Source organism: Nocardia sp. NPDC004582, from assembly GCF_053602115.1.
Window position 1 is genome coordinate 18522 of sequence record NZ_JBSGCY010000026.1, and the last position, 14617, is coordinate 33138.

Consider the following 14617-nt stretch of genomic DNA (forward strand, 5'->3'; position numbering starts at 1 on the left):
AACATGGGCAAGGTCAAGGCGAAGGACGTCTCGCGTCTCAAGCCGAAGAAGAAGTGCTGCCGCAAGAAGACGCGGTGCCTCAAGTGCCCTGTGGTCATCATGCGGATGCAGAAGGCGGAAGCCTCGGGCTGCTGCGGCAAGGAACTCAAGAAGTGCCTCAAAGCCGCCCGCGCGGCCTGAAACCGGAGTAGACCGGGACTATGAGTCCCGCGTTGCTTTCCGACGACGATATCGCCGCGGCCCTCACCGACCTGCCCGACTGGTCCCGCGACGGCGACAGCATCACGCGCACGATCGAGGCCGACACCTTCCTGGACGGCATCGATCTGGTCCGCCGGGTGGCGGCCGCGGCCGAGGCCGCCGACCACCATCCCGACATCGATATCCGCTGGCGGCGAGTCACTTTCACGCTCTCGACCCACTCCGCCGGCGGCCTCACCCCACTGGATATGGCTCTCGCGCACGAGATCGATCGACTCCGGCGCGGGGCGCCGGGCTGAGCAGTTTCGCCACCAGGATCCACACGTAGAGCGCCAGCGCGCCGCCCACGAAGACGGTGCCCGACCAGGCCAGGTACCACGGGCGCGAGATATCCCACATCGACTTCTGGAGTGTCCCGAGCAGGAACGGCACTCCGGTCAGCGTCGTGAGCACCCAGAACGCCGCCAGCAGACGCGCGCCCAGGGCCGCGCGCAGCGGGCCGTGGACCAGCCACAGGATCAGCGGCACCAGCCAGATCCAATGGTGCGACCAGGAGATCGGCGAGGCCATCAGACCGAACAGCTGCACCACCAGCAACGCGCCCAGACGGTCGTCGGAACGCAATGCGCGCCAGGCGAAGAACGCCAGCACGGCCGTCACCAGCACCGACGACTTCCACAGCAGCCCGGATCCGATGTCGTGCCCGGCCAGTCGGCTCAGCGCGCCGCGCAGCGACTGGTTGATCACCGAACCGACGGGCAGGGGCCGGCGCGGATCGCCCGGCAGTTCACCGAAGAACTGACGGGTCTCGCGCGGGGCGAACACGAAGGTCACGCCGATGGTGAGCACGAAGGCCAGCGCGGACGCGCCCGCCGACAGCCACTTCCGCCGCGCCGCGAAGTACAGCCCGGTCACCGCCGGGGTCAGCTTGACGCCCGCCGCCAGCCCGACCAGCAGGCCCGACACCCACCACCGGCGGCTGCGCACCGCGAGCATGACCAGCAGCACCAGGAAGATGTTGACCTGGCCGAAGTCGAGGGTGGACCGCACCGGTTCCAGCCAGACGGCCACCGCCGTCCACGCCACCGCGGTGGTGCGCCAGGACGATTCGGCCATGGCCGCGGATCCCACCATGAGCTCCAGCGAGATCCACACCACCCCGAACAGCGCCGCGAAGGTGGCCAGCAGCCAGCCGATGGCGACCAGGTCGAAGGGCAGCAGATGCAGCGGATACAGCACCAGCGCCGCGAACGGCGGGTAGATGAACGGCAGCGGAAAGTCCGGTGACCGACTGGAATCGGTCCACTCGTAGAGGTTCCCGCCGAACAGATTCGCGGCGCCGTCGATGTAGACATGCAGGTCGACCAGGATCAGCCGGCTGGGCCCGAGCAGCACCCACAGCACCCGGGCCAGGATCGAGAGGCCCAGTGCGGCGGCGGCCAGGCGGGAACGTCGATTCATGCTCACGCCACCGGGATCGGCTCTTGCTCACGCACCGGCTCGGCCTTGCGTGCGAGCGCGGGACTGAGCCGTTTCGCCACGATGATCCAGACGAAGAGCACCAGCGCGGCGAAGGTGTTGCTGCCGCCGGCCCAGGCCAGGTACCAGGGGCGGGAGATCACCATGGCGTCGAGCTGGATGATGCCCAGCGCCCACGGAATGCCGAGGATCGTGTTGAACAGCCAGAAGGCGAGCTGAAGTTTGGTGAACAGCGCCTCGCGCAGCGGACCGTAGCGCAGCCACAGGATCATCGGGATCAGGATGATCCAGTGGTGTGACCAGGAGATCGGTGCGGCCAGCAGGCCGAACAGCTGCACGATGATCAGCGCGCCCAGCTTGTCGTCGGAACGCAGTGCGCGCCAGGCGAAGAACGCGAGCACGGCCGTCGCCAGCACCAGCGACTTCCAGACCAGCCCGTCGCCGATATCGTGGCCGACGATGCGGCTGATCGTGCCGCGCAGGGACTGGTTGATCACCGAACCGACCGGACCGATGCGGTGCGGGTCCCCCATCAGTTCGAAGAAGTACTTGTTGGTCTCGTTCGGCGCGAGCAGGTAGGTCAGCCCGATGGTCCCGAAGAAGGCCACCACCGTCGCCACGATCGCGAGCCACTGCCCGCGGGCCGCGAAGTACAGCCCGGTCACCGCCGGAGTCAGCTTGATACCCGCGCCGATGCCGACCAGCAGACCCGACAGCCACCATCGGCTGCTGCGCGCGGCCAGCATCACCAGCAGCGCCAGGAACACATTGATCTGGCCGTAGTCGAGGGTGGACCGCACCGGTTCCAGCCACAGGCCACCGGCGGTCCACGCGAGCGCGGCCGAACGCCAGGTCGGGTCCTGCATGGCCGCGGCGCCGACGATCATCTCGAGCGCGATCCACACGATGCCGTACAGCGCCGCCGTGATGGCCAGCATCCAGCCGATCGCCACCACGTCGAACGGCAGGAAATGCAGCGGGTACAACACCAGCGCCGCGAACGGCGGATAGGTGAACGGCAGCGGGAATTTCGGCGATCTGCTGGCGTCGGCCCAGTCGTAGAGGTCGCCTTGGAACAGATGCGCGGCGCCTTCGACGTAGACGTGCAGGTCCACGAGAATCAGATTGCTGGGCCAGAACAAAGCCCACCATGCTCGGGCCAGCAGCGAGATGACGAGGGCGATGGCGGCCAGCAGGAAACGACGATTCACGAACGGGGCTTTCAGGTCGGATGCGGTCGCCGACCGGAGTTCACGGCTGGCGATCTCGCCTTGCGGCGCGCGGATAAGCGTAGCCGGAGTAACGAATATCTCGCGCACCCAAGAAACGTGGGCACAGCGATCCGACTATCGCATATTTCACACTGCGACTTTCACATCCGCGTCGGCCGCGCGCGGGCTCGCGATCCGGCCCGCCCAGATGATCCAGGCGAACAGCGCCAGCACACCGATCGCGTCCACCGCGCCCAGCCAGGACAGGATGCCCGGCCGCGAGATGGTCCAGATCGAATCCTGGAAGAACCCCAGCACCCACGGCACGCCGACCAACGTCACCACGAGCCAGTACCCCGCGAGCACCCGCGCCCCGGGGGCGTCGCGCAGCGGACCGTAGATCAGCCACAGGATCACCGGCACCAGCCAGATCCAGTGATGCGACCAGGAGATCGGCGACACCATCAGCCCGAACAGCTGCACGATGATCAGCGTGCCGAGCCGGTCGTCGGAACGCAGTGCGCGCCAGGCGAAGAACCCGAGCACCGCGGTCACCAGGACCGCGGCGATCCACACCGGGCCCGACACCACGTCGTGGCCGAGCAGCCGGCTGAGCGCGCCGCGCAGCGACTGATTGGTCGACGAACCGACCGGGCCGATCCGTTTGGCGTCGCCGAGCAGCTCCCGGAAGTACTTGTTGGTCTCCCCCGGCGTCAGCAGGTAGGTCAGCCCGATGGTGCCGAAGAAGACCACCGCCGACCACAGCGCGGTGAACCAGCGCTTGCGGGCCGCGAAGTACAGCCCGGTGACCGCCGGGGTCAGCTTGATGCCCGCCGCCACGCCGACCAGCGTGCCCGACACCCACCACCGCGCGCTGCGCACCGCGACCATGGCCAGCAGCACCAGGAACACATTGACCTGGCCGTAGTCGAAGGTGGTGCGGACCGGCTCCAGCCACATCGCCACCGCGGTCCACGCGACAGCGGCTGTGCGCCAACGCTGTTCGCGCATGGCCTCCGGACCGAGGATCAGCTCCAGGGCGAACCACACCACGCCGAACAGCGCCGCCACCGTGGCCAGCAGCCACCCAATCGCGACCACGCCGAAGGGCAGGAAGTGCAAGGGGTAGAACACCAGCGCCGCGAACGGCGGATAGGTGAACGGCAGCGGAAAGTCCGGCGTCTTACTGGCATCGGTGTACTCGTAGAGGTGCCCGCCGCCGAGATTCGCCGAGCCGTCGACGTAGACGTGCAGGTCCACGAAGTTCATGCCATTGGGCAGCAGCAGCACCCACAGCAGACGGGCCAGCACCGAAATACCCAGTGCCGCGGCGGCCATGTGACAGTGTCTGTTCACAGGATTCGTCGTTTCACGCGGCACGTCTTTCAGCTCAGGCGGTCTGCGGCCGCGGCCAGCCTAGTCGTAACCCGAATTGCGCCGCGCATCGGACGCGCTGCGTAACATTTGCATCACTGGCCCCATTGGTAACACGCATTCTGGTCGCTCGTTCGATAGCGTCAGCTGATCAAGTTCGCCAAGATCACACGCTGGCTGTACAACACGGCAGCCCGGTCCCTAGAGTGGCGCGGAGCGATGGGGCTCCATCGCCGCTAGTTGTACCCGAGGTAAGGACGGCTACACCAGTGCTTCGCACCCGAGGAACGCGGTTCACAGTCTCCGCGCTGGCCCTGGCGGCCTGCGCCACCGTCGCCGTGCCGACTGCGGCAGACGCGAAGCCCGCGCCCGCGCCCCTGAGCGCGGTGTCGATTCCGATGATCCCCGAAGGGGTTCCGGTCGACGCCCTGGCCTCGCTGATTCCCGCCATCGTGGGCGCGGCCACCGGCCCCGCCGATATCGCCGACGCGGGCCCCAAGAACGCCATCCTCGCCCAGGCCAAGCAGCTGCTGGAGACCAGCAACCTGCCGCCGCAGGTGAAGACCACGCTGCTCGCGGTCATCACCTTCCTGGACGGCAGTGGCGGCGGCGGCCCGGACATCCCGAAGGACGGCCCGGTCATCTCGCAGTTCCTGTGGCCGACCATCGGCAAGGGCTGCATCGCCTCCTCCGCCGACTCGGTGGGCACCGCGCTGGCCGTCGCCGGTCCCGCGCAGCTGCCCCCGCCGGGACCCGCGCAGGGCCAGGCCGGTTTCGTGTTCACCGCGCTGGGCACCAAGCGGCCCACCGACCCGCAGCCCGTGCCGATGACCGTGCAGTGGCTGAACCTGGACACCCGCGCCACCGGCACCATGAACCTGACCGACGACGCCAAGATCAACCCGGACGGCCCGGCCACCCTGTCGGCCATCGCCAACACCGGTTCCGGTCGCGTGGTCGCCATCGTCTCGGGTTCGCTGACCACCCAGGCCGACCCGGAGGCGCAGCCGATCACCTGCTCCTTCCTGCCGACCATCGGCTTCTTCACGGTCTAGTCTCGGCGCACGCCGAGAATTCGCCCCCGTCCCGCCCGCGCGAAAGCCCGGGAGCGGCGGGGGCGAAATCGTTTGCAGGAGCGGAATCCTGTGGTAGACCGCTAACTATGGCCGCTGTTTCCAACCCTCTGCGGGGACTGCATTCGCGCCGATCGATCCTCTCGATTCGCTCGGAGGGATCGATCCTGTCGATCGGCTCGGCCTATTCGATCCTGTCCATCGGCAGCGTGGGCTCGGTGCTGTCGATCGGGTCGGTGGGCTCGTTCGGCTCTCTCATCTCCTCGGCGTCCTTCGGCAGCCTGGGATCCGCCTTCTCCGGCCTGTCCCGTTTCTCGCTGTTCTCCTGGAACGGCAATGGGCAGGCCTTCGCCAACGGCTCCGACGAGGAACACAACGATCCCCACCTGATGCTCCGGGTCGTGCCCGAAGAGCCCGATCTGGTGCAGGACCCGACCTGCCACTGCCAGACCTAGCCGACCGCTCCCCGTAGACAGCCGTGTCCCGCTGCCACCGGCAGCGGGACACGAGAGCGCGGAGAGCCCGGTATCACCACCACTGGCCGTATTGCGGGGCCAGGACCGAGTTGACGTCCACCGAGATGCCGCCCACCTCGCGCTTGTCGATCTCGAACTGGTGCAGGGTGGCGGCGGGATGCACGAAACCCTTCGGCGTGCCCCAATTGTGCTGCCAGAAGAACGAACCCAGCCCGGCGTCGCGAATATTGTCGATGGTCGGCGAGTTGGCGTACACGCCGGTGCGGCCGCGCCCGATGACGGTTTCCCAGCCGCGCAGGTAGGGCTCGATCATCGACTCGAAGTCCGCGTCGCTGGGGTTGTCGTCGATGGAGGCGTAGATGGGCGCGCTGTCCGGGCCGCCCGCGGCCTTGTGCAGCACCAATCCCCGTGCGGCGTGCTTCAGTCCGGCCGGGTAGCCGCCGCGCCAGTCGGCGGTCGGGCCCTTGCCGAACTGGTAGCAGGACACCACCGACAGGCCCGCGGCGCGCAGGGCGTCGACCTCGCGGGCGAGCAGCGGTTTGCCTTCCATCCACTCCGCGCCGGGCCGCCGGTCGGAGACGTAGCGGATGACGCCGAGATGACCGTCGTCGCTGATGGATTGGGCCGTGGGGACGCCACCCGCGTAGTCGAGCAGGGTGCCGAGGGATTCCTTGGCGGCGGCGGTGCCGGCCGGGAGGGTCATGCCGGCGGTGATCCCGGCGGCCAGGGCCGTTGCTCCGGAGAGGAAATTCCGGCGATTGACAGGGGCAGAACTCATCACGACTCCTTCGCGCACTGGTCGAACATTCCGATCGAGTGCTGGAGGAGTCTGGCTCTGGACCTAGGCGGCCCACCTGCGGCGTACCCGGCGCACCTTCCCCGATGACAACAAGATCATCAATGCGCCGGGAGCCCCTGAACGTGCCCTCATTTCACCATATTCACATTGGAATCGCCAGACTCATCGAGCACATCGGCACCATATGTCACATCGATGGAAAACCGGGCAACGACCGGCCGACAGCGAACAAATAGCTATGAATTTTCGTGGCCGCCGAGGCCGTCAGACGCGGGTCTTGTCCAGCTGGGCGCCCACATCGATGGTCCGGCGCGACACATCGGCGACCTCGGTCCGCACGACCGTCGCCACCTGCGCGGCGATCTGCTTGCGCATACCCGCGAGCTTGCCCAGGGCCGCGGCCCGCCAGCCCTCGGCAGTCATCTCCAGATCGATGTCGCGGGCCCGGGGCGGTGCGGCGTCGATGACGATCAGCAACGGTTCGGCGGCACGCGCGGTGAGGGCCACGGGCACCTGCACCTCGGCGCGGTAGCGGTTGGTCTTCAGCACGTCCACGCTGATGTCCAGGCTCACCGGAATGGTGAGGTCGAAGCGCACCAAGGCCGGATCGTGGACCTCGGCGGCGGCTTCGGCGGCCAGCGCGGCCGCGGCGGATTCGGCCGCGGCCCTGGGCAATTCCGCGATCCGCGGCTGCGGCGGGGCCACCGGGGTGACCGGCGCGGCGGCCGCCACCCTGGGCAGTCGCACGCTGCCCTGCACCCAGACCTCGGCCTTGTTGCCGGGGCCGGTGCGCAGCGGTCCGACCTCGATGGGTTTGCCCGCCATCGACTCCACCACCTGCCGGACCCGGTCCGCGGTGACGATCAGGTCGAAGAACCGGTGGCCGAACTCGTCGTAGCCGATCCATTCGTGGGTGGGGCGGCCCTTGTAGGGCGAGCGGGTGCCGTCCAGGATGGCCTGCACGTCGAAGGTGCGGCCGCGCTGTGAGTCCGGGTCGGCCAGGATCGCGTTGATCCGGTTGGCGACCTCGCGTTGCACCAGCTGCGCGATCGGGTTGAGCAGTACTTCCCAGGCGGTGCCGATGGCCTGCGCGCGCATGACGAAGCTCACGTCGCGGCTGGTGACCGGGGGGATGTCGATGACGATGAGCAGCGGGTCGGCGGTGCGCGCGTGCATGGTGAGGTCGATCTCGACGACCGCTTCCAGCCGCAGCCGCTGCCCGCCGAGGGTGACGTCGACCCGCAGGGTGACCGGGAGCATGACGTCGAAATGCACATGGGGGGCGCGCCGGATGATGGTGGGCTTGCCGATGCTGCCCTTGGCCACGAAGCGGGCCAGTCCGGCAGGCCCGATTCCGAAGGGCCCGATGGTGATTCCCCGCCCGGCCACACTGGAGACCGCGGATTCGATCCGGGATTCCGTCACCGCCGCCGCCACGAAACGTTCGCCGAATTCGGCGTAATCGATCCAGGTGGGTTCGTCGGGCAACGTCATCCAGCTCTTTCGTCGGGCGGGGACCCCTGTCCTGCCGATGAGGGGGCAGCAGGACAGGGATCAATCGGCGACGCTGCCGGGCGCCGCCGAAACCCATCGTAGGCGGAAGACGTGCTCAGTTGTACACCCCGCCCCGCGTGTTTCCAGAATGTGGAATCAGCGTGTTCCCAATCGCCCGAAACCGACCAGCCCCGTTGTGCCGGATGGGCGGAATTGATGGATGGCGACACCGCCGGATTCTCCGGCTTCATTGCCACCCACCGTGGTGATGGTATCCGAATCCACCGCGATCACAATATTCGTGTGCTGATGGAACGGACTGGAATCGGAGTACAGGACAACATCTCCGACACGGGGTGGATAACCGCCGTTCGCCTCCTCGAAACGGTGCTGACCCCGGTAGTACTCCTCCAACGTGTATACGCCCGGTATGCGCCAGGATCCGGAATTCGGATTGTGCAAGGGTTGCCCGGCGGCGCGCATCACCCAGCTCACGAAGTCGGCGCACCACGGTTCGGCAATACCCTCGGAGTATTTGTCGCGTCCGCTCTGTTCCTCGAATTGTTGCCGCAGCACATCCACCACGCGGTTCTGCGCGTCGGTCAAGCCGGTGGAATCGATCGCGGGAAAATCGTGCACCAGGCCACCGGCCAGGTCGCGCGGTCCGGTGAACGGATTCGCCCCGGGGTGGCCGTGCTGCCACCAGCGCACTCCGGCCACTCCCCCGGCCGCGAGGCCGCCGACCACCGCCAGTACCAACACGGCTACCAGCGCGCGGCGGCCGAGCGCCGACCCGCCCGCCCGCTTCGCGGCCGCACGCTCACGGCGTCCGCGCGGCGCGCCTTCGGTCTCGATCGTCATATCGTCCTCCCCTGCGGCCGATGATCGGCCTCGAGGGTTAGGACGTCTCACACCGTCGGGAAGTTCCCCCAGCCGCCCGCGCGGTCGATTCGGGCGAGGGGTCGATGCGGCCCTGGCCGATGGCGCCGAGCCGCCCGGCCCGCATCAGCCCCAGGCCCGCGGGCGCGAGTTCGGCCAGCTGTGTGCGCAGCCGGGTCTGGAGTTCCGTGCCGGCGGACCGGTGCCCGGCGGCGCGCGCGTGATCGCCGAGGTAGGCGGCGAGTTCGGCGAGCACGAAGTCCATCGGCCCCATGGCCGAGGCTCCCGATTCCAGTCCGCAGACGGTGCCCGCGTACGGCAGCAGCTGCGCGTAGATATCACGCGCCTCGGCCGGTTCGTCGAGGGCGATGGCCAGGCGGGCCTTCACGGCGGTGAAGGTGGACCAGAACTGCGGGGCGAGCGGCGGCGCGGCGGCGAGGGTGCGGCGGGCCTCCTCGGGGCGGCCCGCGTGCACCAGCGCCAGCGCGTAACCGTGCACGAACAGTTCGGGTTTGAGCGCGGTGCGTTCGCGCAGGTCGTTCAGGTATTCCGACATGTCGCCGCGCAGCCAGCCGATGGATACGGCGATGCCGACGTGCAGCGCGTTGGTGTCGCGGGTCGGTTCGGCCGCGCCCTCGAGCGAGTGCGCCACCAGCTCGTCGATGCCCGGGTTGCCCGCGGTGAGCAGGCGCAGCACCTCATCGGTGTTGCCCCGCAACAACTCCAGCACCATGCCGAAGGGCGCGATGGCGTCGAGCAGGTGCCGCAGCTGCCCGTCGGTGGCGTAGGCCCCGGCCTGGGCGGCGTGTTCGGCGGCGGCCACCAGGTCGGCGTCGGCGAGGGTGGCGCGGAACAGCAGATAGTGTGCGAGCGCGCGGAATTCGGTGAGTTCGGCCTCGGTGGAGACACGCAGCAGGTGGGTGGCGTAGCGCCGCAGGTCGTGGGCGCGCAGGAAGCCGCCCGCCGCGAAGGCCGCGAACGCCTGCGCGTTGAGCACCGTGCACAGCAGATCCGGATCGCCGAGCGGCTCGGCCAGCGCCATCGCGGTGGCCGCCAGCACGCACGCGGCGGCCGGGTCCTCGACCGCGCGATCGAAGACCGCGGTGACCTGCAACATGATTCGGGTCCGCACCGGCTGCACCGGATCGGCCGACGCGGCCCGCAACGGGCCCCGCAGCCCGGGATCCGGCGTGTGCCAGTCGTGCACCGACCAGATCAGCGGCGTCGGCCAGCAGGTGACCGCGTGCGCGAGAACCGCTGTCCCGCCGAGTGATTGGGCCAGATCCAGGGCCTGCGCCCGCGCCGCCCGCGCCGCGATGTGCTGTCCGTCGTAGGCCAGCGCCACCACCAGCTCGCACCGCGCTTCCAGCACCGCCAGCCGATCCCGCTGACCCGCGCCCTCCCCGGTGTGCCCCGCCAGATCGTGCAACGCCAGCACCGACCGCCACCGCCGCACCGCATCGGCCCGCATCCGCCGCTCCCCACACCGCCGCGCCGCCGCCCGCACATAGGGCAGCGCCACCGTGGCGGTCTCGCCATCGGCCCCGAGCGCCGCGTGATGGGCGAGCTCATCGATGTCCCGCCCCTGCGGCACGATGATCTCCTCGGCATCGGAATACGCTCCGGCGAAGGGGAACTCGGCCGCGAACCCACCAATCGCCGACGAGCTCAGCGCGGCCATGGCCGATGCGTACGCGGCATCCCTGGCACCGCGCGCACCCCCCACGCCAGACATCCCGCTCGCCACCCCAGTCCTCGCGTCGACCACGCCGGACACTCCAACGCCGGACCCCCCACTTGCCGCGCCGGGTCTCCCGACCGCCGTGCCGGAAGTCCCGCCGGCCACACCGGACATCCCAACAGCCGCACCGGATGTCCCGCTCGCCGCGCCGACCGCCATACCAGGCGCAATACTCGTCGGTCCGGACACTCCACCCACAGTGCCGGACATTCCGATCCCGCCGCCGGGCACTCCACTCACGGCGCCAGGCATTCCAGTCACCGCGCCAGGCACTCCACTCACGCTGCCGGGCAGTTCATTCGACGCCGCGGTACCGCCTCGAGCCGCGACCGCGCCGGCGTCCCTGATTCCGGCCTGGAACAGTCCTGCCAGCCGGAGCGAGGCGGCGGAGCGGGTCGAGGGGTCGCTTCGGGTTTCGCGGGGACCGGGGGCGTTGCGGGTGGCCGCGGCGACCTCGTCCGCGCCGCGCAGGGCCGAGAGTGTGCGGTCTATGCGAGATCCGTTGGCGTATCGCGGCATTCCGAGCAGGGCGGCGACCACTTCGTCGGCGCCGCGCAGTGCGGACAGCGCCCGGCCAGCCGCTATGGGGAAGCCCGCGCCGTCGGTTCGATGGTCAGCGGACAGCTTTCCCGTATCGAAGGTGTCGGGCTGGTCCGATACCTCGACTTCGGGGTCGTGGCGCAGGTATTCGAAAGCGGCCCAGTGCATTCGGGTGCGGCGTAGCGCGGGGAGGTCGTAGTAGACGGTTTCCCGGACGAGCGCGTGGTCGAAGGTGACGCGCCCGGCCCGGTCGGTGCGCAGCAGGCGCGCCGTTTCGCCGGTGGCGACGAGGTCGATGACGGTGTCGTGGGACCGTCGGGTGGAGCCCGCGAGGGTGGCGATATCGCTGTCGCCCCAGACCGACAGGTGGCGCAGCAGATCCACCACGTCCGGCGGCAGCTGGGCGATCCGGCGGCCCAGCAGGTCGCGCACGCTGTCCGGCAGCGCGTCGGTGATGCCCTGGGTGGCAACGAGTTTGGCGAGTTCGCGCACGAACAGCGGGTTGCCGCCGGTGCGGCGGCGCAGCAGTTCGACGGTGCGGTCGTCGAGGGCGGTGAGTCCGGCGGCGGCCGCGGCGCGGCGGGTCCCGGCCATGTCGAGCCCGTCGAGTTCGACACGGTCGGCGGTGAACAGGGCCAGGGCGGCGGCGGTATCGCGGACGCCGGGCCCGGCTTCGGTGCCGCGCAGGGTGGCGACGATGAGGATCGGGCTGTCGCGCAGCCAGTTCACCACCTGCCGCAGCACCTGCAGGGTGGCGGTGTCCGCGCCGTGCACGTCCTCGAGCACGATGGCGACGGGTGTCGCGGCCGACCGTTCCCGGCAGGACCGGACCACGCGCCGTGCCAGCGTGAAAGCGTCGGCGGCGGTGAAGGTTTCGGGGTCGGCGGCGTCGAGTCCGGTGAGCACTTCGGCCCAGGACCAGGCGGGCGGCGCGGAGTCGACCTCGGGGCAGCGGCCGAAGACGGCGGTCCAGCCGCGTTCGCCCAGGTGCGCGGTGATGGCGGTGGCGAGGGTGGTCTTCCCGGCCCCCGCCTCACCGGACAGCCAGACCAGCCGCACGTGCCCGGCGGCCGCGGCTTCGGCGGCGGCCAGCACGGCGTCGCGCTGGGCGGCGTATCCGCTGTCGGGCAGGGCTTCCGGGGCGGGCAGCGGTTCGGGTTCGGCGGGCCGGATCACCACGGCGGGCGGTGCGGTCTCGATATCCACCGAGTGGGTGAGGATGGCGGTTTCCAGGTCCCGCAACGCGGGTCCCGGATCGACCCCGAATTCGAGGGTGAGGAATTCGCGGCTGCGGCGCACGGTGGCGAGCGCGTCCAGCGACTGTCCCAGTCGATACTGGGCGACGGCCAGCAACCGGGCGGTTTCCTCGCGGCCGGGGTACTCCTCGAGGATGGGCCGCAGCGCCAGCACCACCTCGGCGGGCCGGTTCATCTCGAGCGCGGCCTGGGCGCGCAGTTCGGCGGCGGTCATCTTCAGCGCCTGCAGCCGCGCGGTCTCCTGGGTGGCCCAGGTCATGCCGGGGAAGGATTCGAAGGCGCCGCCGTGCCAGCAGGCGAGCGCGGCGTCGAGCACCCGCACCTGTTCGAGGGGTTCGGGCCGTCCGGCGGGATCGCGCATGGCGGCCTCGTGGCCGTGCAGCAGTTGTTCGAAGAGCCAGGAGTCGACCTGGTTGGGTTCCAGGTTGAGCGCGTAGCCGTGGGATTCGGAGACGATGACGCGCGAGTGGGCGCGGCGCGGCCGGTCGGGTTCGAAGACGCGGCGCAGGTTGTGGATGTACACCTGGAGCGCGGCAACGGCTTTGGCGGGCGGGTCGCCGTGCCAGAGGTCGTCGATGAGCCGTTCGGTGGGCACCACCCGGCCACCGGCGGCGACCAGCCGGCCCAGCACCGCGCATTGCATGGGCGCGCCCGGTGGCACGCGCTGGCCATCGATGCTGATGTGCAGCGGGCCCAGCACCCCGATCCGTATCAGCGCCATAGCCGGTGTCCGACCCCCGTACCCACCTCGAATAAAACCAAACAGGATCCTCTCAATATGGCAGAAATTCTGCGGCAGTACCCAGTCTTGTGATCCGGCTTAATTCGATACGAAGTCATTCCGAAGAGCTATCCCGCACACTGCCTAGGGTGTTCGACCCCTCTCCGCCGCCCGACGCCGATCTCGCGGTGCTGCACAGCCTCCCGCATCCGGCCTGCCTGCACGACGGCGGCTACGACGTGGTCGCGTGCAACGACGCCTTCGGAAAGCTCTTCCCGGGTACCGGTCCGGGCGCGAATCTGATGACCGCGATCCTGCTCGAACCCATGGCCCGCTATCGACTGGGCGACTGGGAGGCCGAGGCGCAGGTGATGGTGTCGGCGTTCCGCGCCGCCGCCCCCGAGCTGCGGCCGGACCGGGTGGAGGAGATCGTCAATCTGGCCCGCCGCTCCCCCGACTGGGATCGCCTGTGGGACAGCGGGATCGTTCCGGCCGCGCCCTATGAGCGCACGGTGCTGATGAACGATCCGCTGACCCGCAAGGAGCGGCGGATGTACGTGCAGACCTTCGAATTCCGGGCGCCGCAGCGGCCGTGGTGGCTGCTGACCGTGGTGCCGTTCGACTGACCTTCGCGCCGTTCGGTCAAGCCTCCGCGGCCGGGATCTCGAACCAGCCGTCCTCGGGTTCGGCGTATCCGTGGTACATGAGCGGGATGCGCCGGTCCACGCCGAAATGCCGGTAGACGGCGAGCATGGCGGACCGTACGGCGTAGTTGTGGAAGTCGTCGATGCGGCGCGGGCCGAGCCAGTGCTCGGGCAGCAGCTCGAGCCGGGCCAGCTCGTCGGGATCGTCCGCGTCCAGGCCGATGGGGGGCTCGGGGTCGGCGATGAAGTGATCGTGCAGCACCACGTGCACCCGATGCGGGTCGTGTTGCCCGGCGGCGAAGGCCAGGAATCGGGTTCGGATGCTGGGTGCGCCGTGCGCCTGTAACCACTCCACGAGGTGGGGGTTGGGGCTCGGGATCGGGGCGGGCGACCAGCGGGGTCCGGCGGCGAGCGGGGTCTGCTCGACCAGGTGCAGGACGCCGGCGCCGGGCACGCGGGGTTCGGGGACGAGGAACAGGCTCAGGACCGGGGATCCGGACACGCTGTCGGAGAGGCAGACTTTCGTGCGCATGGGGTCGGGCATGCGCCGCTCCTTCGGGGGAAGGTTTGCTGGCATGGTCATCCGAGGTGGTGCCGGCTCGTCGAGTGACCAGACTCGGACAGATCTCTCCTCGACGCCCGACCGGTGCAACACCCGGAATTATAGTCGCCGACCATCGATCAGACCGACCGGTCTGCCGGTCGATCCGATCGTGTTCGCGGGGAGCT

The 14617-nt window shown here is 69.4% G+C and carries 13 protein-coding genes; 5 read left to right on the forward strand and 8 right to left on the reverse strand.

The window, feature by feature from the left end; genetic code table 11:
- Positions 1-3 precede the first annotated feature (3 nt).
- The gene (locus tag ACWELJ_RS10625) at positions 4-180 is read left to right on the forward strand and encodes a hypothetical protein (RefSeq protein WP_452365928.1); all 177 of its coding nucleotides are present in this window, start codon (positions 4-6) and stop codon (positions 178-180) included.
- A 20-nt stretch (positions 181-200) separates the two neighbouring features.
- On the forward strand, positions 201-500 hold the full coding sequence (locus ACWELJ_RS10630) for a 4a-hydroxytetrahydrobiopterin dehydratase (protein ID WP_452365929.1): 300 nt from the start codon (positions 201-203) through the stop codon (positions 498-500).
- Here ACWELJ_RS10630 and ACWELJ_RS10635 read toward each other — a convergent pair.
- From ACWELJ_RS10635 to ACWELJ_RS10645, 3 genes are read right to left on the reverse strand one after another with little or no spacing between them, the layout of a single operon-like run.
- Positions 436-1662 (reverse strand): mannosyltransferase, encoded by a 1227-nt coding sequence (locus ACWELJ_RS10635; RefSeq protein WP_452365930.1) that lies wholly within the window; start codon positions 1660-1662, stop codon positions 436-438. The two genes, ACWELJ_RS10630 and ACWELJ_RS10635, sit on opposite strands and share 65 nt — an antisense overlap.
- 2 nt (positions 1663-1664) lie before the next feature.
- On the reverse strand, positions 1665-2999 hold the full coding sequence (locus ACWELJ_RS10640; RefSeq protein WP_452365931.1) for a mannosyltransferase: 1335 nt from the start codon (positions 2997-2999) through the stop codon (positions 1665-1667).
- A 39-nt stretch (positions 3000-3038) separates the two neighbouring features.
- Positions 3039-4271: a mannosyltransferase gene (locus ACWELJ_RS10645; RefSeq protein ID WP_452365932.1), complete on the reverse strand. Its 1233-nt coding sequence runs from the start codon at positions 4269-4271 to the stop codon at positions 3039-3041.
- Positions 4272-4534: 263 nt separating this feature from the next.
- Here ACWELJ_RS10645 and ACWELJ_RS10650 point away from each other — a divergent pair, with 263 nt between their 5' ends.
- Together ACWELJ_RS10650 and ACWELJ_RS10655 are read left to right on the forward strand one after the other, a co-directional pair.
- Positions 4535-5320 carry an Rv1157c family protein gene (locus tag ACWELJ_RS10650; protein WP_452365933.1) on the forward strand — a complete coding sequence of 262 codons (786 nt, stop codon included), beginning with the start codon at positions 4535-4537 and terminating at the stop codon, positions 5318-5320.
- 107 nt (positions 5321-5427) lie between these two features.
- The gene (locus ACWELJ_RS10655; RefSeq protein ID WP_452365934.1) at positions 5428-5793 is read left to right on the forward strand and encodes a hypothetical protein; all 366 of its coding nucleotides are present in this window, start codon (positions 5428-5430) and stop codon (positions 5791-5793) included.
- A 73-nt stretch (positions 5794-5866) separates the two neighbouring features.
- Here the strand turns inward: ACWELJ_RS10655 and ACWELJ_RS10660 are convergent, their stop codons facing one another.
- From ACWELJ_RS10660 to ACWELJ_RS10675, 4 genes are all read right to left on the reverse strand, one after another.
- Positions 5867-6592: a DUF1906 domain-containing protein gene (locus ACWELJ_RS10660; protein ID WP_452365935.1), complete on the reverse strand. Its 726-nt coding sequence runs from the start codon at positions 6590-6592 to the stop codon at positions 5867-5869.
- A 285-nt stretch (positions 6593-6877) separates the two neighbouring features.
- Positions 6878-8107 (reverse strand): hypothetical protein, encoded by a 1230-nt coding sequence (locus ACWELJ_RS10665; protein ID WP_452365936.1) that lies wholly within the window; start codon positions 8105-8107, stop codon positions 6878-6880.
- 156 nt (positions 8108-8263) lie between these two features.
- Positions 8264-8968: a CHAP domain-containing protein gene (locus ACWELJ_RS10670; RefSeq protein ID WP_452365937.1), complete on the reverse strand. Its 705-nt coding sequence runs from the start codon at positions 8966-8968 to the stop codon at positions 8264-8266.
- A 37-nt stretch (positions 8969-9005) separates the two neighbouring features.
- Positions 9006-13244, reverse strand: a complete 4239-nt coding sequence (locus tag ACWELJ_RS10675) for a BTAD domain-containing putative transcriptional regulator (protein ID WP_452365938.1) — start codon at positions 13242-13244, stop codon at positions 9006-9008.
- A gap of 149 nt (positions 13245-13393) precedes the next feature.
- On the opposite strand from ACWELJ_RS10675, the gene ACWELJ_RS10680 reads away from it, so the two are divergent.
- Complete coding sequence (locus tag ACWELJ_RS10680; protein WP_452365939.1) at positions 13394-13870, forward strand: MmyB family transcriptional regulator; 477 nt, start codon at positions 13394-13396, stop codon at positions 13868-13870.
- A gap of 16 nt (positions 13871-13886) precedes the next feature.
- Here ACWELJ_RS10680 and ACWELJ_RS10685 read toward each other — a convergent pair whose 3' ends face one another.
- On the reverse strand, positions 13887-14432 hold the full coding sequence (locus ACWELJ_RS10685) for a hypothetical protein (protein WP_452365940.1): 546 nt from the start codon (positions 14430-14432) through the stop codon (positions 13887-13889).
- Between the last annotated feature and the right edge of the window lie 185 nt (positions 14433-14617).